This window comes from Shinella zoogloeoides, assembly GCF_020883495.1.
GTDB classification, from domain to species: domain Bacteria; phylum Pseudomonadota; class Alphaproteobacteria; order Rhizobiales; family Rhizobiaceae; genus Shinella; species Shinella zoogloeoides.
In genome coordinates this window covers 2,215,998-2,233,497 of the sequence record NZ_CP086610.1, presented here as the reverse complement: position 1 = coordinate 2,233,497, position 17,500 = coordinate 2,215,998, and the positions used below count along the sequence as shown (strand labels likewise).

General features: G+C 63.1%; 21 protein-coding genes and 3 pseudogenes. 5 read left to right on the top strand and 19 right to left on the bottom strand.

Going from position 1 to position 17,500, the window contains the following annotated elements; all coding sequences use genetic code 11:
- Nucleotides 1–2: 2 nt before the first annotated feature.
- The 10 genes from K8M09_RS11140 to K8M09_RS11095 form a co-directional block, all read right to left on the bottom strand.
- Nucleotides 3–320 (bottom strand): hypothetical protein, encoded by a 318-nt coding sequence (locus K8M09_RS11140; protein ID WP_160786949.1) that lies wholly within the window; start codon nucleotides 318–320, stop codon nucleotides 3–5.
- Between the two features lie 11 nt (nucleotides 321–331).
- Nucleotides 332–883, bottom strand: a complete 552-nt coding sequence (locus tag K8M09_RS11135) for a phage baseplate assembly protein V (RefSeq protein ID WP_160784849.1) — start codon at nucleotides 881–883, stop codon at nucleotides 332–334.
- Nucleotides 876–1,508, bottom strand: a complete 633-nt coding sequence (locus K8M09_RS11130; RefSeq protein WP_160786950.1) for a hypothetical protein — start codon at nucleotides 1,506–1,508, stop codon at nucleotides 876–878. The genes K8M09_RS11135 and K8M09_RS11130 overlap by 8 nt, the downstream gene beginning before the upstream one ends.
- Nucleotides 1,505–1,981: a phage virion morphogenesis protein gene (locus K8M09_RS11125; protein ID WP_160786951.1), complete on the bottom strand. Its 477-nt coding sequence runs from the start codon at nucleotides 1,979–1,981 to the stop codon at nucleotides 1,505–1,507. The genes K8M09_RS11130 and K8M09_RS11125 overlap by 4 nt, the downstream gene beginning before the upstream one ends.
- A complete protein-coding gene (locus K8M09_RS11120) occupies nucleotides 1,978–2,436 on the bottom strand; it encodes a phage protein Gp36 family protein (RefSeq protein ID WP_160786952.1) in 459 nt (152 codons plus the stop codon). The genes K8M09_RS11125 and K8M09_RS11120 overlap by 4 nt, the downstream gene beginning before the upstream one ends.
- 2 nt (nucleotides 2,437–2,438) lie before the next feature.
- Nucleotides 2,439–2,687: an Acb2/Tad1 domain-containing protein gene (locus K8M09_RS11115; RefSeq protein ID WP_160786953.1), complete on the bottom strand. Its 249-nt coding sequence runs from the start codon at nucleotides 2,685–2,687 to the stop codon at nucleotides 2,439–2,441.
- 153 nt (nucleotides 2,688–2,840) lie between these two features.
- Nucleotides 2,841–3,248, bottom strand: a complete 408-nt coding sequence (locus K8M09_RS11110; protein ID WP_160786954.1) for a hypothetical protein — start codon at nucleotides 3,246–3,248, stop codon at nucleotides 2,841–2,843.
- 120 nt (nucleotides 3,249–3,368) lie between these two features.
- On the bottom strand, nucleotides 3,369–4,265 hold the full coding sequence (locus tag K8M09_RS11105) for a Mu-like prophage major head subunit gpT family protein (protein WP_229341829.1): 897 nt from the start codon (nucleotides 4,263–4,265) through the stop codon (nucleotides 3,369–3,371).
- Between the two features lie 22 nt (nucleotides 4,266–4,287).
- Complete coding sequence (locus K8M09_RS11100) at nucleotides 4,288–4,692, bottom strand: hypothetical protein (RefSeq protein WP_206366735.1); 405 nt, start codon at nucleotides 4,690–4,692, stop codon at nucleotides 4,288–4,290.
- A 17-nt stretch (nucleotides 4,693–4,709) separates the two neighbouring features.
- Nucleotides 4,710–5,318, bottom strand: coding sequence for a phage protease (locus K8M09_RS11095; protein WP_229341827.1), 609 nt, complete (start codon nucleotides 5,316–5,318; stop codon nucleotides 4,710–4,712).
- A gap of 94 nt (nucleotides 5,319–5,412) precedes the next feature.
- Between K8M09_RS11095 and istA the strand changes: the two are divergent.
- Nucleotides 5,413–6,555 (top strand): annotated as a pseudogene (gene istA / locus K8M09_RS11090) (IS21 family transposase); the annotation flags it as partial.
- Nucleotides 6,556–6,616: 61 nt separating this feature from the next.
- Here istA and K8M09_RS11085 read toward each other — a convergent pair.
- Genes K8M09_RS11085 through tnpA form a run of 4 tightly spaced genes read right to left on the bottom strand, consistent with a single transcriptional unit; the run spans nucleotide 6,617 to nucleotide 9,623 of the window.
- The gene (locus K8M09_RS11085; protein WP_064334525.1) at nucleotides 6,617–7,180 is read right to left on the bottom strand and encodes a YecA/YgfB family protein; all 564 of its coding nucleotides are present in this window, start codon (nucleotides 7,178–7,180) and stop codon (nucleotides 6,617–6,619) included.
- Complete coding sequence (tnpC, locus tag K8M09_RS11080; protein ID WP_160788236.1) at nucleotides 7,177–8,751, bottom strand: IS66 family transposase; 1,575 nt, start codon at nucleotides 8,749–8,751, stop codon at nucleotides 7,177–7,179. Before tnpC ends, K8M09_RS11085 begins: the two co-directional genes overlap by 4 nt.
- A gap of 48 nt (nucleotides 8,752–8,799) precedes the next feature.
- Nucleotides 8,800–9,156: an IS66 family insertion sequence element accessory protein TnpB gene (gene tnpB, locus K8M09_RS11075; RefSeq protein WP_160788235.1), complete on the bottom strand. Its 357-nt coding sequence runs from the start codon at nucleotides 9,154–9,156 to the stop codon at nucleotides 8,800–8,802.
- Entirely contained in the window at nucleotides 9,153–9,623 is a 471-nt protein-coding gene (gene tnpA, locus K8M09_RS11070) for an IS66-like element accessory protein TnpA (RefSeq protein WP_160788234.1), read from the bottom strand. The genes tnpB and tnpA overlap by 4 nt, the downstream gene beginning before the upstream one ends.
- Before the next feature lie 82 nt (nucleotides 9,624–9,705).
- On the opposite strand from tnpA, the pseudogene K8M09_RS11065 reads away from it, so the two are divergent.
- Nucleotides 9,706–10,065: pseudogene (locus tag K8M09_RS11065) on the top strand (IS21 family transposase); the annotation flags it as partial.
- A complete protein-coding gene (gene istB / locus K8M09_RS11060) occupies nucleotides 10,062–10,820 on the top strand; it encodes an IS21-like element helper ATPase IstB (RefSeq protein ID WP_229341825.1) in 759 nt (252 codons plus the stop codon). The pseudogene K8M09_RS11065 and the gene istB, both read left to right, overlap by 4 nt.
- Nucleotides 10,821–10,892: 72 nt before the next feature.
- Here the strand turns inward: istB and K8M09_RS11055 are convergent.
- A pseudogene (locus K8M09_RS11055) lies at nucleotides 10,893–11,123 on the bottom strand (transposase); the annotation flags it as partial.
- 654 nt (nucleotides 11,124–11,777) lie between these two features.
- Between K8M09_RS11055 and K8M09_RS11050 the strand changes: the two are divergent.
- Entirely contained in the window at nucleotides 11,778–12,419 is a 642-nt protein-coding gene (locus tag K8M09_RS11050; RefSeq protein WP_160787889.1) for a hypothetical protein, read from the top strand.
- 236 nt (nucleotides 12,420–12,655) lie between these two features.
- Here K8M09_RS11050 and K8M09_RS11045 read toward each other — a convergent pair whose 3' ends face one another.
- Together K8M09_RS11045 and K8M09_RS11040 are read right to left on the bottom strand one after the other, a co-directional pair.
- Complete coding sequence (locus K8M09_RS11045) at nucleotides 12,656–13,039, bottom strand: pyrimidine dimer DNA glycosylase/endonuclease V (RefSeq protein WP_160787888.1); 384 nt, start codon at nucleotides 13,037–13,039, stop codon at nucleotides 12,656–12,658.
- Between the two features lie 386 nt (nucleotides 13,040–13,425).
- The gene (locus tag K8M09_RS11040; RefSeq protein WP_160787887.1) at nucleotides 13,426–14,496 is read right to left on the bottom strand and encodes a patatin-like phospholipase family protein; all 1,071 of its coding nucleotides are present in this window, start codon (nucleotides 14,494–14,496) and stop codon (nucleotides 13,426–13,428) included.
- Between the two features lie 201 nt (nucleotides 14,497–14,697).
- On the opposite strand from K8M09_RS11040, the gene K8M09_RS11035 reads away from it, so the two are divergent.
- Nucleotides 14,698–15,558 carry an urea carboxylase-associated family protein gene (locus K8M09_RS11035; protein ID WP_160787886.1) on the top strand — a complete coding sequence of 287 codons (861 nt, stop codon included), beginning with the start codon at nucleotides 14,698–14,700 and terminating at the stop codon, nucleotides 15,556–15,558.
- 8 nt (nucleotides 15,559–15,566) lie between these two features.
- Here K8M09_RS11035 and K8M09_RS11030 read toward each other — a convergent pair whose 3' ends face one another.
- Complete coding sequence (locus tag K8M09_RS11030; protein WP_160787885.1) at nucleotides 15,567–16,199, bottom strand: Vgb family protein; 633 nt, start codon at nucleotides 16,197–16,199, stop codon at nucleotides 15,567–15,569.
- Between the two features lie 33 nt (nucleotides 16,200–16,232).
- Nucleotides 16,233–17,453, bottom strand: a complete 1,221-nt coding sequence (locus K8M09_RS11025; protein ID WP_160787884.1) for a helix-turn-helix domain-containing protein — start codon at nucleotides 17,451–17,453, stop codon at nucleotides 16,233–16,235.
- Nucleotides 17,454–17,500 lie beyond the last annotated feature (47 nt).

Sequence of the window (17,500 nt, the reverse complement as noted above, 5' to 3'; positions counted from 1 at the left end):
CTTCAAAGGATCTCGGTTACGGCAGCAACCTGCTCGGCGGTGAGGCCGGCGGCGCGCGGCGGGGCGATGTGAAGGGCGAGCAGCTCGCCGCGCGCCTCCTCCTCGGTGAGACGGAGCGTATCGCCCGGTTTGACGCGCCGGCCGGCAACCCGGGGCGGCGCGGTCGCCGTCACCGTGTATTCGATCCGCCCGTCGTCGGCCGGCAGCGCCGCCGTCTCGTCCTTCAGAACCAGCGGCGTCGGTTCGGGGAAGATCGGCAGCTTCTCGGGCAGCTCGCGGACAGCGTCGAGCAGCTCCTGCGGTTTCGTCTGCTTTGCCATGCGGGTCTCCTTCAGCGTGGCGGCTTGCCCGAAAGGGCACCGCCGGGTTCAACATCTTCGTGGACATGGTCCTTGCCGATCTGGACGTCGTCGTGGAAAACGCCGCCGCCCAAGGTCTGCCAGCCGGCCGCGTCGAGGACGGCCGTGCAGCCCCCGGCGCGAAACACGAGCTGGTCGCCCTTCATCTCGATCCGGGTTTGCCCGCGCGCGAACATGGAAAGGTCGCTCGCCTTGGACGGCGCGGCGTGATCCTGGTCGAAGGTCGCCGGGATGGCGATCGAGCCAGCGCCGACCGTGCCGGACAGCGAGATCAGCATCATCTGCTCGTCCCCGCCCGGCTCGCTGTGGATAGAGAGCTGGCCGACGCCGGCTTCCTGCCACCGTGTCCAGGGACCAAGCACGTCTTCGCCCTTCGAATTCTTGCCGAGCTTCAGGCGCAGCCGGCGGCGCTCGGGATCGACCGGGCCGACCTTGCCGGGAATGAGCATCATGGACATGCGCCGCTCGGCCGCTTCCATGCGGGCGAGCTGGCGGCGCAGTTCGAGGGCGACCGGATCACGCATCCTCGTCGGCCTCCCGCTTGGCCGGGATCCACGGAGCCAGCTCGTCGATCATGTCCGCCTCGGGATAGACGATCGCGCCGAGCCGCTCATCGTAGCGGCCGGCATGCGGCGGCATGAAGCCGGTGCCCAGCGCCGGCACGATCTGTGTCCAGGTGACGGTGTAATAGGCGATGCCCTGCGCGGCATCGCGGACCGTGAAGAACGGCTTAAGCTCGGCCGGCGGCGTGGTCTCGGGCGGAAGCACGCCCGGCCGGCCCCACATGCTGGTTTCGATATCCGCGAGGATTTCGAGCAACCGGCCACCGATCGCGAGGCCAACGGCCTCCTTCTCTACCCGGCGCGTCTCCACAACCTTGGCTTCGGCCACGATATAGGCGACCCATTCGACGACGAGATAGAACATGCCGTCTGCGTGCTGGCCGGTTTTGACCTTGTTCCAGCCGACGCCGATGCCGGGGGCCTTCACCACCGTCTTGAAGACCAGCTCGGACACGTCGACCTTGCCCGGATGCGGCACGACGGCGACGCCGGGATTGAGCAGCTTCAGGGTGAAAACGATTGCCGCCTGCAGGGGAGCAAGCGGGTCGGTTTCGAGCAGCGCGGCAAAGGGCTTTGGTTCCATCATGGCAGCAACCCGAAGAAGTCCGTAACGGCATCGACGATCTCGCGGGCGTTCTCGTCGGAAATGCCGACAAACGGTCGCGCCGGGATCGTCACCTGCTTGACGCGAATAGTCTCGCCGCCGAGCTGGAAGACGAGCGCTTCCGCCGACTTCGGCACGATCGTCATGCCTTCCTGGTGGACATGTGCATATTCCCAGGCCGCGCCCCACTGCGCTTCGCTGGCCGTTGCGAAGGACGCAACGGAGGCGAGCAGATGCTGGCCGGTCTGCATGAGGATGGACGTGTCCTGCGAGTTCGGCTTCCAGGGCGTGCCGTCCGGCGCGGTCTTCTCCTCGGCGATGCGGCGGCGGGTCTGGTTCTCGCCGATGGCGGCGATGTTCGTCATCAGCTCGGACGGCTCGAAGTCGAACCAACGCCGAAGCTTCAGGCGGGCATCGTCCAGATCGGAGGCGTCGAGCGTGATGGAAAAGCTCATATCCGGCCGAGCCTTTCCCTGGTGAACATGCGTTCTGGGGCTTCAACGATAACCTCGTTCTGGCCGACATCGCCGGCAGCGCTGCCACCAGCCGCACCGCCGCCCGTCGTCGTCAGCGCCCCCTTGCCGGAAGCGATGGCCTCCAGGCGCTTGATGGCCACGTCGTACCGTTCCTTGATGGCGTCCGACGAGCGACTGAAGGCGAGTGCGATCCGGTAAAAGGCGATGTCCATGCAATAGACGCGCAGAACCGCGAGGCTGTCTTCGTCCAGGCTGGCAAGATCGGAGGAGGAATAGCGCGCGGCAAGGATCGCGCGGATCTCGGTCGAGGCGTCGACGAGGCCGGCGTCTATACGCACGTCGTCTCGAAGGCCGGTCTCCTCGTCGGCCGCCACGAGCGTGAGCTGGTCGCGGTGACGGGCTTGGAGATCGGCGATGGTGGCGTAGACGGCCATGGTTACGCCTCGTCGCCGTCGAGCTTGATGCGCCCAGGCCTGAAGACGGCACGGTTGATCGCCATGAAACCTTGCTCGATGTGCGACCGCCCGATGGCAAGCCAGCGCTGGTCGATCTCGGGCAGCGTGGCAAGCATGTCGAGCAGGCGCAGAACGCCTTCCTCAACCATCTTGTTCTCGTTGACGAGGACGATCCTCGCCTCGCTCTGCGGCTGGTAGCCGGCGACGGGAAGCCCCTTGTGGTCGGGCATGGCGATGACCTTTCGAAAGAGATGCGGGCTTTGCCGCGTGTTGGTGTGCCGCTGTTCTGGTGCCCCTGTCGGGCTTCTGCTGCACCAGGGCTACGGGCGATGGGCGACAGGCTTCAGGTGTCGGCCGGCCCTCGCGGCGCTCCCGTCGAAATCTCAGTCGTCCTCGGCCGGGCGCTCTTCGAAGCGGCTATCGATCTTCAGCAACGGGTCGGCGCGCAGCCGCTCCAGCACGTCCTTGCGTTCATCGTTGTCCGCGCCGAGTTCTTCCCAGCGCAGATCGACCGGGACCGGGCCGAAGCCGAACCCGGCACGGCGACGCGGCCCGCCCGGGGCGGAGACCACGAGAACCTGTTCCGCCGCGATCATCTGCATGACCTCGCCGTCGTCTTCGCCCGGCTCGGGGCTGGCCGGCGCTCTGGTTTCGCCGCCTTCCGTGGGACCCTTGTGCTCATGGGCCTGGAAAGCCGCGCCGGCATCGTTCTGCAAGGTCTCGCCGGCCGGGCCGCCGGTTGCCTGATCGTTGGTCGCGACCTTTTCGGCCGGGGTGGACTGCTTTGCCATGATGGTCTCCTTGGTTTCCGAGAAAGCAGGCGGGGCGCTGCTTGCCGGGAAACCGCCGGCGGCGGGAGGAGGAGAAGCCGCCGGCGATCCTGCGGCCGTGCGCAACGGCCGCTCCGCGGATCAGTCGAGAAGCGGAAGCTCCATGAGCTGGACGAGATTGCGCAGCGTGTTGGACGAGCCGCTGATCGTCTCGGACAACAGGAGTTCCCGCGCCTTGAAGACGTTGCTGCTGCCGACGAGCAGATGCGTGGGCTTGATGTTGAGCTTGCGCCCCTCGTCGTCGGTAAACGCCGACATGGCCTGCCAGGCTGCCTTGAGGCTCGTCGCGTCCAGCGCCACGGTCGCACCGTAGGCCATCTGCCAGAAGCCGAAGCCGACTGCCCCGCGCACATCTGCGCCATAGACATATTCGTCGTTCATGAAGACGTGGTCCGAGGACTTCGGGTCTTCCTTGTTGACGAAGGTCGGGTTGCCGACCTTCTGGTAAATCCACGGCTTCAGCGGCTTGGAGAGGTCGGCCAGGATCCAGAGATTGGAACCGCCAGCGGCATAGTTCGAAACCGACGTCACCGCGCCGGGCTTGCCGACCGGATGGTCGGTGTCGAAGAAGTTATTGCCGTCGAAGCAGGGCAGCGTCGCGCCGGACGTGACCAGCTCCATCGTGGTTTCGTCGGGATGCAGGGCGACGGAATTGCCGAGCATCTCGAAACGCGGCCGGTAGACGCCGAGCCGGTCGTAGAAGATGTCGTCGGCGTTGACCGAAACCGTCAGTTCGAACTTCCGGTTCTTGATGGAATAGGCCTTTTCCGTGAGGCCGTGGATGTGGCGCGCGCCGATCCATTCGCGCATTTTGGGGATCGACCCCAGCCAGCCATAAAGCTCTTCCGGCGCATCCGAATTGATCACCGTGGCCAGCGACTGGTAGATGGCGGCAGTGGAGGTCAGGCCGAGCTGGAAGGCGGTCTTGAAGCCGCGCCTTGCCGCATCGAGCTTTTCCGCTGTGAGAACGCGGGACATAAGTGGTCCTTTCTGGTTGAGGTCAGTAGCCGACGCGCACGAAGACGCCGGCAGCGTCGATTGCGATCACCTTGCCGGCGACCGAGCGGGTGTTGGTGCCGTTGGTCTTGGCAACGGTCTGGTCATCGACAACGAAGCAGTCCTTGCCGATGTCGCCGGCCGTGACCGCATCGCCCCCCTGGTTAAAGAGGCGGAAGGTGCCGCGCTTGCAGGGCACCGTGACCGAGCCGTCCGCGCCGGTGTTCTTCACGGTCTTGAGAGCGAACCCGACCGCCGTCAGGTTGGTCGCGGTCTTGCCGGGGACGGCAAGGCCGCTCTCCATCACGACGAGTGCGCCCTGGTGGATCGTCACCCCACCCTTCACGGGCGGATCGGAATAGTCGGGCGCGCTCTCCACGAGCTGACGCCCTTCACTCATTGCAGTCATGATCGTTCCTTTCCCGATCAGGCGGCCGGAAGGCCGTTGGCTTTGCGGTAGTCTTCCTCGGACAGGTCGAGCGAGCGCATGACGTTCCGGTCTTCGGCAGACAGGGTGTAGGTCTCGCCGCCGGGCACGCGCTTGGTGTCGAGGTCGGTCGGGGCAAGGCCAGCGCCGAGGGTCTCGATCAGCGCGGTCACCGAGGCGAGGCCATCATCGGTCGCGCAGAGGGTTTCGTAGTGGTCACGGTGGGCCGGGGAGATTTTCTTGGCCTTCAAGGCACCTTCGAGAAGCGCGTCGACCTTATCCTTGCGGCCGGCTTTCTTGATCTCGCTGAGTTCATTCTGCGAGGCAGCAAGGGTGTCGATGACCTGCTGATGCACGGCCGGATCGACACGCTTCTTCAGATTGGTGATGGCGGACAGGCAGGACGCCTCGGCGGCGTCCTCGGTGAGGCCGAGCGCGATGGCAATGGCTTTCAGCATGTTGGTCTCCGTTTTGGGTTGGGCCGACGCCACGGCGGGCATCGAGATGGCGGGCGCGGCGACGAGGGCGGCCGAATGCAGCCAGATGGCCTTGCCGAACTCGTCGGCCTGCAGGGCGGGAGTGAGAGCGGCGGTGCAAAAGTCGGCCACGGTAGCGGCGGCATAATGCTGCTGCGGGCGGAGTAAAATCCGGCCACCTATTTCCTTTCTGCAATGATCGCAGGAGGGACAGGGGATCTACACCGTGGAACTTTATTTGAGGGTTCGCCTGGCTGTTTCGGAAGGGATGAAGCAGCGTCAGGCCGCGAAGCATTTCAACATCTCGCGAGAGACCGTGGCCAAGATGTTGGCCTATTCGACACCACCCGGCTATCAGCGTCGATCACCGATCCGGCGTCCGAAGCTGGATGCGTTTGTTTCGACGATCGAGCATTGGCTCGACGAAGATCTGAAGATGCCGCTAAAGCAACGCCATACTGCCAAGCGTGTGTTCGACCGCCTGCGTGATGAGTGCGGTTTCACCGGCGGCTACACGATCATCAAGGACTACATACGCGAGCGGGATCAGCGTCGGCAGGAGGTGTTCGTGCCGTTGTCGCATCCGCCCGGCCATGCGCAGGCCGACTTTGGCGAGGCGACGGTGGTGATCGGCGGCGTCGAGCAAAAGGCGCGTTTCTTCGTGCTGGATCTGCCGCATAGCGACGGCTGCTACGTGCGGGCCTATCCTGCGGCGGTGGCCGAGGCCTGGGTCGACGGCCACATCCATGCATTCGCCTTCTTCGGGGCCGTGCCGCAGTCGATCGTCTATGACAATGACCGTTGCCTGGTGGCCAAGATCCTGCCCGACGGCACACGCAAGCGGGCGGCGTTGTTCAGCGGCTTCCTGTCCCACTACCTGATCCGGGATCGCTATGGCCGTCCGGGAAAGGGCAACGATAAAGGGAATGTCGAGGGACTCGTCGGTTATGCCCGACGTAATTTTATGGTGCCGATCCCGCAGTTTGCGACATGGGATGCGTTCAACGCCTTTCTGGAAGAGCAGTGCCGCAAACGCCAGCGCGACAAGCTGCGCGGTGAGAGTGAGACAATCGGGGAGCGGCTACAGCGTGATCTGGCGGCCATGCGTCCGTTACCGGCGTCTCCCTTCGATGCCTGCGACCAGGCCAGCGCCAGGGTGACAGCCCAGTCGCTGGTGCGCTACAAGACCAACGACTATTCCGTACCGGTCGCCTATGGCCATCAGGACGTCTGGGTCCGGGGCTATGTCAATGAGGTGGTGATCGGCTGCCGCGGCGAGATCATTGCCCGTCATCCGCGATGCTGGGAACGGGAAGACGTCGTCTTCGATCCCGTTCATTATCTGCCGCTGATCGAGCAGAAGATCAATGGTGAGCGCAACGAAGAGCCCACGGCTTCCGTGATTGACTGAATAGGCTTCCGGCTGTCGGTCAGAACTTTTGCTTTGCCCGCTTCGGCATAAAATAGGCTCGGATCTTGACGAGCGCTTCGGCGACGGCAACGGCATCCTGACGGGTCGCGTTCCGTTTTGCCTCGCCGAGCTTGCGGATGGGCGCGACGATATCCCCAGTGACGGCATGACCTCCAAGGACGGGCTGCCAAAGCTTGGGCGCGTACCTTGTTCCCAATAGAAAGCAGAGGTCCCAAGCGAAGGGATCAAAGGTTTGATCATCGATCTTGGTGAACCTGGGCCGATGATCTTTCGGCGTTTCGGCGAGGCTTGCCGATATCCGGTTGTATTCCGCAACGATGGTCTGGACGGCTCGATGCTCGGTTGTTTCCATTGGCAGGTTCAGGGCATCCGGGCCAGTCAGCTCCGGGATCCACTGACGCGGGTCGATAAACCTCGGGCCGATGATGAGAGCCGTGAGATAGCCGTCGAGGCCGCTCATCGACCAGATCGGCGAGACTGGACGGCGTGCCCTGATAAACGCCTCGAACGCCTCGTCATCGAGCTTCGGTCGTGCCGTAGCCCCTTGGCTGTTCTGTGTCATGCCGCCCGTCGCTCCTGATCTGCAATGCTCTCGCGGTTGGCCTTCCAGGTCCATGGAAAGAGCGTATCCATCTGGTTCGCGGTCACCTTGCCGGAGATGATGCGCTCGAGCACGTCGGCAAGCCAAGCTTCGGGGTCTACACTATTGAGCTTTGCCGTGTTGACGAGCGATGCGAGGACCGCGAACGTCTTGCCACCGCGTTCGCTGCCCACGAACAACGAGTTCTTCCTCGTCAGAGCCACCGATTTCATCGAACGCTCGACCACATTGGAGTCCACTTCGATCCGGCCATCCTCCAGGAAGGCTGCCAGTCCGTTCCAGTGGTTGAGCGTGTAGGTGACGGCCTTGCCAAGCGCCGATTTCGACGACACCTCGTCGCTCAGTTCGGTGAGCTGGGCCTTCAGTTCGCTCATGATGGGCGCTGCCTCGCGACGCCGCACCGTGAGCCGGGTATCGGCATTTTCGCCGCGCAGTTTCGCTTCGATCCGATAGAGCTCGGCAATCCTGGCAAGGATCGACAGGGCCTCAGCAGACCCGGTCATCTTGACGATTTCGACGAACTTGCGTCGGGCATGGGCAAGGCAGAAGGCCAGCCGCATGGGAGCGACATTGCTCCTCCCCCGGCGCTTGGCCAAGGTTTTATAGGCTTGGTACCCATCGACCTGGAGCACGCCGGCAAACGACGACAATTGCCCCTCGACCTCGCGCGCGCTGCGGCTTTCGGCAAAAGTATAGGCCACCGCCGGCGGCGCCGGACCATTCCATGGCCGATCGTCGACCGCCTGCGCCCAAAGTTGGCAGACCTTGGTTCGCTTACGCCCCGGATCAAGCCGCGGGAGCGGCGTCTCATCACAGAACACCCTTGGCTGGGAGCGGATGAAGGCAAGCAGCGCGTCATAGAGAAGCTCAAGCCACCAGGCGACCCGCGTCACCCAGGCCCCGAGCGTGCCGCGATCGATGATCACGCCGCAGGAGGCAAGCATCTGCGCCTGGCGATGAAGCGGCAAATGCCAGGCGAACTTCGAAACGGCGACATGGGCGGCAAACGCCGTGGTCACCATGCCGCCGTCCATCACACGCGCCGGCGCTGGCGCTTGCACAATGGCACTCTCGCAGGCCCGGCATGCGTAGCGCGGCCGGATCGTCCGCTTCACCCGGACAACCGCCGGCACGATGTCGAGCGCCTCACTGACGTCCGTGCCGATGCAATGCAGCTCGAACGAGCAGCACGGGCAAATCTTGCTCTCCGGCTCGATGAGCTCTTCATACCGTGGGAGATGCCTGGGTAACCGGCCGATGTTGCGCGCCGGCGATCGCCGCTCCTGCTTTCGGCCGTCAGCCACGGGTGCAACATCGTCATTGGCCGCCGCGGGAATGTCGCTGAGATCGCCAAGCTCAAGCGTCGCCTGCTTCGGGTCGATCGCCGTCATCTTCTCCGATTTCGGCCCAAAGAGCTGCCGCTCCAGGAAGGCAACGCGCGCCTTGAGGTCGGCATTCTCTGCATCGAGCGAGAGAATGATTCGGCTCAATTGCGCGGCATCCTGAGGTAAAGGGTCGGGTCGAAGCGGCATGGCAGACCCTAGCACATGACCCTGAATCTTCAAGCAAATCCAATAGGATCAGCCTGCTTTCGTTGGCCGCTTTACGGTGTTTCGCCTGACCCGCGTCCAGTCGATACCGGCCAGCAAAAGGGAGAACTCCTGGCTACTCATCTGCATCGCGCCATCACGGATCGGTGGCCAAACGAACGTGCCAGCCTCCAGCCATTTCGTCGCCAGGATCATGCCTGATCCGTCCCAATAAATGCAGCGCAGGCGATCGAGACGCTTGGCGCGGAACACGAACACGTCACCACAGTAGGGATCAGCTGCAAGCGCTGACGCCACCAGCGCAACAAGCCCATTCATGCCGCGCCGGAAGTCGACCGGCTGCGTCGCCACCATGATCTTCACTCCACCAGGCGAAAGTCCAATCACCGGCGTGCTCGCAACGTTGCCACGATCGCCTGCGCCAATTCGGGCGCCACCGAGCCGATCACGGTCATACGCGCGCCAGCAATCTCGATCTCAATACGCCCCGCGGCGTCATGGGCGACATCCGACGGCGAGTTCTCGCAAGACGTTCTATCGCCAACCACCGTCACCGGCACGAACATGGCCTGCTGTGCGCCGGCTTGCGCGGATCGTCGAGAGGTCAGCCCGGCTTCGCGCCGCCAGACGTTCAGCAGACCGCGATTGACGCCCCAGCGCCGGGCGATCGCCGAGATGTTCACGTCAGGTTCTGCACTTTCGGCAAGGATCCGCGCCTTCTCCTCGTCGGTCCAATTCCGCCGCTGGCGTCGACCCGTGATCACCTCGATCCGACGATACTTTCCCTCATGCCTGGCTTCATGCATGCCTTCATCCATGGCTTCAAGCATGGCATCAGCGCGATCTTCGACCATCCCGTTCCGCTCCTATCGGTGAAGGAGCTGTTCTCGCGGCCGCGATCGCAAAAGGAAAGGTGGGGTGTTCGTCGCGCTCACGATCAATGCGCTGGATCAGGCGGCTCCACTCCAGGGCTGGAACCTGCCGGACGAGTTCGCGACGCTGCGCCGCCTGATGGAAGGCCGCATGGCAAAGCATGGCCGACGGGAATACGTGCAGGTTCTGCGCCTGCTGGAGAGCTTCGACCTTGCGGACCTGCATGCGGCCGTGAAGCAGGCGATACAGCTCGGTGCGATCGGCTTCGATGCGGTCAAGCATCTGATCCTGTGCCGGGTCGAGCGCCGGCCACCGCGGTTGGATCTGTCGATCTATCCCTACCTGCCGCGGGCGACGGTCGAGAAGACCTCAGCGAAAGCGTATATGCGCCTCCTGTCGTCTGATGCGGGAGAGGCGGCATGAGCACCGAAGCACCCGACATCCTGCTCGCCCACTATCTCAAGACCCTGAAGCTGCCGACCTTCCAGCGCGAGCACCAGAAGCTGGCCCGGTTATGCGCCACCGAAGGCGTCGATCATGTCGGATACCTGTTCCGGCTTGCCGAACGGGAGATGATCGAACGGGACCGCCGCAAGGTCGAACGTCGGATCAAGGCGGCTAAATTCCCGATCGTCAAAAGCCTCGACAGCTTCGACTTCACAGCCATCCCCAAGCTGAACAAGATGCAGGTGCTGGAACTGGCCCGCTGTGAATGGATCGAGCGCCGGGAGAACGTCATTGCGCTGGGCCCGAGCGGCACGGGTAAGACGCATGTCGCGCTCGGTCTCGGCCTGGCCGCGTGCCAGAAAGGCCTGTCCGTCGGGTTCACGACAGCGGCCGCCCTGGTCAGCGAGATGATGGAGGCGCGTGATGAGCGGCGTCTGCTTCGGTTCCAGAAGCAGATGGCAGCCTATAAGCTGCTCATCATCGACGAGCTGGGCTTTGTGCCGCTGTCGAAGACCGGTGCGGAGTTGCTGTTCGAGCTGATCTCGCAACGCTACGAGCGCGGCGCTACTCTGATCACCAGCAATCTGCCTTTCGATGAATGGACGGAAACCCTGGGGTCCGAGCGTCTAACTGGCGCCCTGCTCGATCGCATCACCCACCATGTCAACATCCTCGAGATGAACGGCGAAAGCTATCGTCTCGCACAAAGCCGAGCCCGAAAGGCAGGCTGAAAACCTCCCGAAAAATCACCACGCCGGCCTGAGACCCCCGCTCGGGCTTAAGCCCTCCCGGCGGTCTCAGACCGGCGCCGCAGTGGCCGACTTTTGCTCCGCCCCGTGGCCGGTTTTTACTCCGCCGTTGACAAACACACCTGTCGCCCCCTCAAGGAGCTGGTCTTTCCATTGCTTGATCTGGTTGGCGTGCACATCGAACTGCTGGGACAACTCCACCAGCGTCTGCTCACCTCGGATGGCGGCAAGTGCCACCTTCGCCTTGAAAGCCGGGCTATGGTTCCGGCGCGGTCGTCTCGTCATGGTCTCTCCTGTTCCCGGCATCTAAGCCGAAGTCAGGCAGAAACTCCACTTATCCCCGCTGTGCAGATTTCCCGAGCCAGCTCTATTGGTGGCCCACGAGCTGACCTGAAATCACATGCCGACACTATCGTCGAATTCGCGAGACTCGCGTTCGGCAAGTTTCGAGCACCTCCATTGCACTTTGAAAAAACCTTGGGGATGCTTCTGGATAGCGTGGTCCGAGGACGTTCCGAGGAGTGTCACCGTCTCCTCTGGTATATCTACAACAAGCTGCCAGTAAGGGCGCGCAGCTACCTTATCCAGTGGATGAAAGGTCACTTCCTGGACGTCACACCGGTCATCGAACTTCAGCGGCAGTTTCTCAGCGAGACCGCAGACGTATCTGCAATGATGATTATTCAAGGCCTTGGGGTTGCGTCACATAGGTCATAGTCGAACGTTGTAGTGAGTCAAACGCAAAGTTGTGAGCAAGTGCACGTTCGATCATCGCCACGCGCCCGATGATCATGCATGATTCCACGTGGATATAAGGATCATCAACGCTGTTGAAATAAGTATATCATGATAATTCTTAGCTTCATGTAGATGCCGATAAATTCTCGTGCCACAATTTATTTAGTTCGATTATTTAAATAAATTAAAGGCATCCCACTCATGCAATTGCCGCGACTGAAAGTAGACGTTAGAGCCTATTTAGTCACATTGATCATGGCTGTTCAGAACACCCAAGACGAAGAACACCAACACAAGCTATTCAGAAAATACATACCGTTCATCGGGGATGATGCTGCAAGCGTTAACTACGTATTCGATTTTATCAGAGCCCAAAAATTAACTGCTTCTGACGCTGCGCGCGGCCTCCGTGAAACCTTACGGGCGCAGAGAATGACGGACGATGTAATTGAAGAGGCTTTCGCTTGTATATGTGATTCGGTAATAAAATCTTGCGTTATATTCCGTGAAATTGTCTTCTATTTATTTGATACGGGAATTTATCTCGGGCTCCGAACATCGGTAGTGGTGGAAATAATGGGGGATCAAGGGTATGACACAGGAGCGTGGAAAACAAATCATAAACTTGCTGACTACTACGCCGTTTTAGGCCTCGCTCGTACAGCCACCTTCCACGAGGTGGCCACCGTTTTTCGGCAAGAAGTTGAGATTTTCAAACGACTTGAGCTTCATTCTTTATCAGAAAACATTCCTTCAGCCGCTCAAGAGAGATTTGAAAAAATAACTGATGCATACGCTGCTATCAGATACCGGGTTAGATGCCCAGAAAAAGCGGAAAGCTGATCAGGCGAAGCGAGGTATCTTTTTGTAGAACTCACCTGTCGCGCACTCTAGAGTTGTGGCATCTCGTGCAGAGGCATAGTTGCTCAAACGTATGTGGCGACGGACCCCTGTTTGCTCAGGGGTATGAGGCGACGTGCTCAAATGAATGTGGCGACGGGGACAGAAAATACAGTGTTTTCAACGTGGGTCTGTTCAGACGTATGTGGCGAGCGTCATTCCTTGTTCGGGATGGCGAACTAGAGTTTGGCGCCAAGGCGCTCTGCTATCCTTCCCCGGTTGAGTGCAATCGCCTGTTCCGATGGCGTCCAGTCGCCGTGCCATTCGACAGGAATGTCGGTCAGCAGGCCAGCGGGATCTGTGAAACTGGGCGCGTAGCCGCGTCTCAGCATTTCCGCGATCAATGCCTCCTGGCGCCTGGCCAGATAGCCGAGGCGCGGGTAGAAAAAGCGTACATGGCCTGGCCCAAGCCGGTAGTCGTGGGGATTGCGCGGATCATCGGGCCTTTCGCCGCGGACAATTGCGGCGCGTACCAGGCCGAAGATCCGCGGGAGTTCGCGGTATTCGGCGACGAGGTGAGCTGTCGTGAGTTCATCGGGTGGAATGCAGTTTATCCGCGTCACTTTTGGAGTTTCCTGATCCTGTGAAAGGGCTGGCGTAACTTGCAGGCTTCAAGCCACGAGGCAACCATGTCGCCGATCGTTGAGGATGGGACTGGTCATGCGAAGGTAGAGGCGTTGACCCGCGTGGAATTCGTCGATGCATGTCTGATGCGTGGGCAATGCGGCATGGGCCGGATTGCCACTAATTGTAGATATCCCCGCATGCAAGACGCACAAGGTCGACGAAGAGTATAGGGGCGAGATGCCGGTGGTGGGCGCGCGATCTACGTTGGTGCAGTCCTGCGCTAAATCTCTCGTACCACGCGGTTCGCTCCGGGGCAGACGCATCGCTGCCTTGTCGACGGGCATTGATCCGCGTTCAGTTTTTCCGCCGAAACCCGGTATCCTCACACCTGTTCGAGGACGGTATCCAGGATTGCGTCGAAATCGAAGGTGGAGCGGACGCCGAGGTCTTCGGCGTGGGTCTGCAGGAACTGGTCTGCGGAGCTGTAGCCCTCTTCGCGCAGCATGTTCAGGAAGGCCCATTCGGCGTTGAGCTTCGAGGAGGCGCCGACGGTCATCAGGGTCGGGCTGGTGATCCGGTGGAGGCGCGTTTCGGACCATTGCCTGATCCAGTCCACATGGTCGAGACCGCCATCCTCGGCGACGGCGCGGCGGAACATGGCGATGCCGCGCAGCTCCTTCTTGAGACTCGAATTGAATGAGATTTCGTTCAGGCGGTCGAGAATCTCGCGGGCGGTGCGCGGGGTCTCCTGCCGTTCCACGGGGTTGATCTGCACCAGGAGCGTGTCCTGCGCCTCGCTTTCGTGGATGAGCGGCGTCAGCAGCGGGTTGCCGGAAAAGCCGCCGTCCCAGTAGGAATCGCCGTCGATCGTGACGGACTGGTGCATCAGCGGCAGGCATGCCGACGCCAGGACCACGTCGGCGGTCATCTCGGCATTGCGGAAGACGCGCGGCAAGCCGGTGCGCACATTCGTCGCGGTGACATAGAGCTTGAGCGTAGACTGCTTCAGGCGCTCGAAATCGATGCTTTCCTCGAGAATGTCGCGCAGCGGATTGATGTTCGCCGGATTGGTCTCGTAAGGCGAGAGCAGGCGGCTGAAAATGTCGAAGAAGAAGTAGCCGGGCGAATTGTCGAGGGTCCAGTTGCCGGTCATCACGTCCAGCGGACTGCGCTGGATCGGGCTGAAGCGGGCCGCGTCGCTGACCCGCCGCCAGAAGGCCTCGAGCGAGGCCTTCGCGCCGGCCGGGCCATTCTCGATATAGCCATGCGCCAGCGCCACGGCGTTCATGGCACCCGCCGACGTGCCGGTGACGCTGTCGAGCTTCAGCGAGGGATCGTCCAGGATGCGTTCGATGACGCCCCAGGTGAATGCGCCGTGCGAGCCGCCGCCCTGCAGGGCAAGGTTGACGAGAAGGGGATTGGAGGCATCGCGAGGCGACGCAGCGCTTTTCATACGTCGAGCCACCATCAATCCACCCTTTCGACAGCCGCAGCACATGCGATGCATAGCACGGCGTTGTGCGATGCAACAAGGAAATTGAGAGGCTGCGGCGTCGCTCCGATTGCGTAATGTTGAACAATCGTAGTAGTGTTATTCAACAAGAATGGCGCCGATGCGGATTATCCGGCGGCGGCTGCACGAGAGGAGATCGAGATGAAGCCCGATGCGATGACGGCAGCGCCTGCGGATGCGGCGGCGCGCAAGGCGGTGAAGCCGGTGGTCTGCTATCCGGTGGAGACGCTGCCGCGGCCGGAGCTTGCCGCCTATCGCGCCCTGCGCGACGATCTGGAGCTTGTCGAAACCGTCGTCGTGCCGCCGCGCGAGGCGGCGACGTGGACAGTGCCGGCGGGGCATTTCTGCCGGATCGTCTGCAGCGAGGGCGCGCAGGTCGGCGACCTCAACCTTTTCAACGCAAACGACCTCAAGGAACGGTTCTATTCCGGCAAGACGCGGGCGCTGAACGGCACGCATGTCGGGCTTGGCGACCAGCTCTTCTCCAGCTTCCCCTATCTCAGGCCCATCGCCACCATCACGCACGACACGCTGGACTGGTACGGCTTCGACGAATTCGGCGGGGCGGTGCATGATGTGATCGGCACGCGCTGCGATCCCTATACGCACAACCTGCTCAGCCATGGCGGCCAGTACCACCATTGCTGCCATTCCAACCTGACGCGCGCCCTTGCGCGCAGGACCGGCATGACGCCGCGCGAGGCGGAGGGATATGTGCATGATGTGCTGAATGTCTTCATGTGCACCGGCTTCACACGCGATACCGGGCAATATTTCATGAAGGCCAGCCCGGTTCGGCCGGGCGATTATCTGGAGTTCTTCGCGGAGATCGATCTTCTGGGCTGCATGTCCGCCTGCCCGGGCGGGGATTGCTCGTCGGAACATTCCTCCGATACGGCGAAGTGCTATCCGATGGTCGTGGAAATCTACAAGGCCAGGGGCCTGCCGCAGGGCTGGGCGCCGCCGCCGGTCAACGGCTACGACGGCACCCACGGGCTTTAAACGAGGCCTCAGCGCGGACGGCGGACGGCGCGCACCACGCCGCTTCGCCCGCCGCCGCAGAAGAAGCGGTCGGCGCCGTCGGATTCAAGGCCGGAGACGGCCATGCCTTCGGGCATGACAATGGTGTCGAGCACGGCGCCGGTCTCGGGGTCGATATGGCGCAGGTCGCTTTCCTCGCCCTCCCATGTGCCGTGCCAGAGCTGGCCGTCCACCCAGGTAACGCCCGTCACCATGCGGTTGCTGTGGATGACGCGGAGGATCGCGCCGGTTTCTGGGTCGATCTGGTGGATGCGCTTGCCGCGATATTCGCCGACCCAGAGTGAGCCTTCCGCCCAGGTGAGGCCGGAATCGCCGCCGCCGCCGGGGGCCGGGATGGTGGCGAGCACGGCGCCCGAGGCCGGGTCGATCTTGTGAATCCGGTCCTCGGATATCTGGAAGAGGTGGCGGCCGTCATAGGCGGTGCCGGCATGGGCGGCCATGTCGATGGCGCCCAGCATGCGCCCGTCCTTCGGGTCTATCGCCTTGATAGCATCGCCGGCGGCGAACCAGACGGCCTTGCCGTCGAAGGTGACGCCGCCGATCTGCTCCACGCCGGGATAGGGGCCGTATTCGTGCAGGATGTCTGCCTCGGTGGTCGTCATCGTCGTCTCCTCTGGATCCTGGATGATCTTATCCTAATCGCCGGGCAGGGGACCCGGGAGTAACAAGAGTGTCGAGAATGCCCCCGGTGTCGGCGTCAGCCAGCGCCGCGCGCGCCCGCGCCCGACCGGCTGCACCTTGCCGGCGGCGGCAAGCTGCTCAAGGGCGCGCTGCACGGTGCGGGCGCTGGCGCCGAGCGCAATGGCGAGCGCCGAACTGGACCAGGCCTCGCCATCGGTGAGCAGCGCCAGCACCTCGGCATGCGGCTCGTCGCGGGGCGGGGCGAGCACGGCGACCGCCCGGTTCGCGTGCGGGGCCAGCCTGAAGCCGGCGGGCGTGGCGACGATATCCGCGAAAGGGGCCAATTCGGCGCGCAGGCGGCCCATTTCCACACGCAGGCGGGCGCGGTGGGATTCGTCGGCATGCCGGGCGCGAAAGGCGCGCAGCAGCAGGGTCTCGCGGCTCGCATCCCCCGGAAAGGCTTCGGCCAGCGTGCGCAGCAGGGAAAAGAGGATGGGGCGTGTCGCGAGCGGGACCGCGCTCTCCCCGCTGCGCGCGACATGCCGGCAGGCGTCGACGATCAGTGTCGGCGTGGCGAACAGCGCTTCCACCGCGTCGGGCAGGAGCGGGTGTTCTCCGTCATGGGCGATCAGGCGGGCGGCGGGCCTTTCCAGCACGCGCGCGGCCTCTTCTATCTCGCGCATCAGCGCCGGAATGCGCGCCTGCCGGGCGGCCTCGGCGGCGCGCGCGAAGGCCTGCCGCGCGGTCCCTGTGCGCAGCCGGCGGGTCGCGATGCCGGCTGCGGCAAGTTCATGGGCGGCGCGCAGCGGCGGGGGCAGGGCGGCGGGGTCTATTTCCGCCAGCAGCGCGGCGGCTTCGTCCAGCCGGCCGATCAGCAGCAGCCGGCGGATGGCGAGGGTTCTTGCATGGGCGGCGTTGAGGCGGTCGCCATGGGCCTCCAGCGTCGCGCCGGCGGCGGTGAGCGCCTTGACCGGCCAGGTCAGGTCGCGCGAGACGAGGGCGATTTCCGCCTCGGCCACGATGCAGCGCGCCCGCGCCACCGCCTCGCGCGGGCCGAAGGCGCCGGCGGCGCTCTTCAGCAATGCCTTGGCCCGGTCGAGGTCGCCGAGCTGGGCCATGGCGATGCCGCGCAGCGCGAGCGCCGGGGCGTCGTCGCGCAGCGCCACGCGGTCGAGCGCGCCGAGCGGGTCGCCGCCGGCCAATGCCCGCGCGGCGGCGATGATCATCGAGTCCATGCCATTCCCGTCACACTTGTAACTCCCGCTGCCGGGCCGCCGGCTTC

Coding starts and splice junctions, on each gene's coding strand:
- K8M09_RS11115 (WP_160786953.1), bottom strand. CDS start 2,687: ATGCCCGACCACAAGGGGCTTCCCGTCGCCGGCTACCAGCCGCAGAGC.
- K8M09_RS11120 (WP_160786952.1), bottom strand. CDS start 2,436: ATGGCCGTCTACGCCACCATCGCCGATCTCCAAGCCCGTCACCGCGAC.
- K8M09_RS11100 (WP_206366735.1), bottom strand. CDS start 4,692: ATGACTGCAATGAGTGAAGGGCGTCAGCTCGTGGAGAGCGCGCCCGAC.
- K8M09_RS11110 (WP_160786954.1), bottom strand. CDS start 3,248: ATGGCAAAGCAGTCCACCCCGGCCGAAAAGGTCGCGACCAACGATCAG.
- K8M09_RS11105 (WP_229341829.1), bottom strand. CDS start 4,265: ATGTCCCGCGTTCTCACAGCGGAAAAGCTCGATGCGGCAAGGCGCGGC.
- istB (WP_229341825.1), top strand. CDS start 10,062: ATGAGCACCGAAGCACCCGACATCCTGCTCGCCCACTATCTCAAGACC.
- tnpA (WP_160788234.1), bottom strand. CDS start 9,623: ATGGTCGAAGATCGCGCTGATGCCATGCTTGAAGCCATGGATGAAGGC.
- K8M09_RS11030 (WP_160787885.1), bottom strand. CDS start 16,199: ATGACGACCACCGAGGCAGACATCCTGCACGAATACGGCCCCTATCCC.
- K8M09_RS11140 (WP_160786949.1), bottom strand. CDS start 320: ATGGCAAAGCAGACGAAACCGCAGGAGCTGCTCGACGCTGTCCGCGAG.
- K8M09_RS11085 (WP_064334525.1), bottom strand. CDS start 7,180: ATGACACAGAACAGCCAAGGGGCTACGGCACGACCGAAGCTCGATGAC.
- K8M09_RS11130 (WP_160786950.1), bottom strand. CDS start 1,508: ATGATGGAACCAAAGCCCTTTGCCGCGCTGCTCGAAACCGACCCGCTT.
- K8M09_RS11135 (WP_160784849.1), bottom strand. CDS start 883: ATGCGTGATCCGGTCGCCCTCGAACTGCGCCGCCAGCTCGCCCGCATG.
- K8M09_RS11050 (WP_160787889.1), top strand. CDS start 11,778: ATGCAATTGCCGCGACTGAAAGTAGACGTTAGAGCCTATTTAGTCACA.
- K8M09_RS11125 (WP_160786951.1), bottom strand. CDS start 1,981: ATGAGCTTTTCCATCACGCTCGACGCCTCCGATCTGGACGATGCCCGC.
- K8M09_RS11025 (WP_160787884.1), bottom strand. CDS start 17,453: ATGGACTCGATGATCATCGCCGCCGCGCGGGCATTGGCCGGCGGCGAC.
- K8M09_RS11035 (WP_160787886.1), top strand. CDS start 14,698: ATGAAGCCCGATGCGATGACGGCAGCGCCTGCGGATGCGGCGGCGCGC.
- tnpC (WP_160788236.1), bottom strand. CDS start 8,751: ATGCCGCTTCGACCCGACCCTTTACCTCAGGATGCCGCGCAATTGAGC.
- K8M09_RS11040 (WP_160787887.1), bottom strand. CDS start 14,496: ATGAAAAGCGCTGCGTCGCCTCGCGATGCCTCCAATCCCCTTCTCGTC.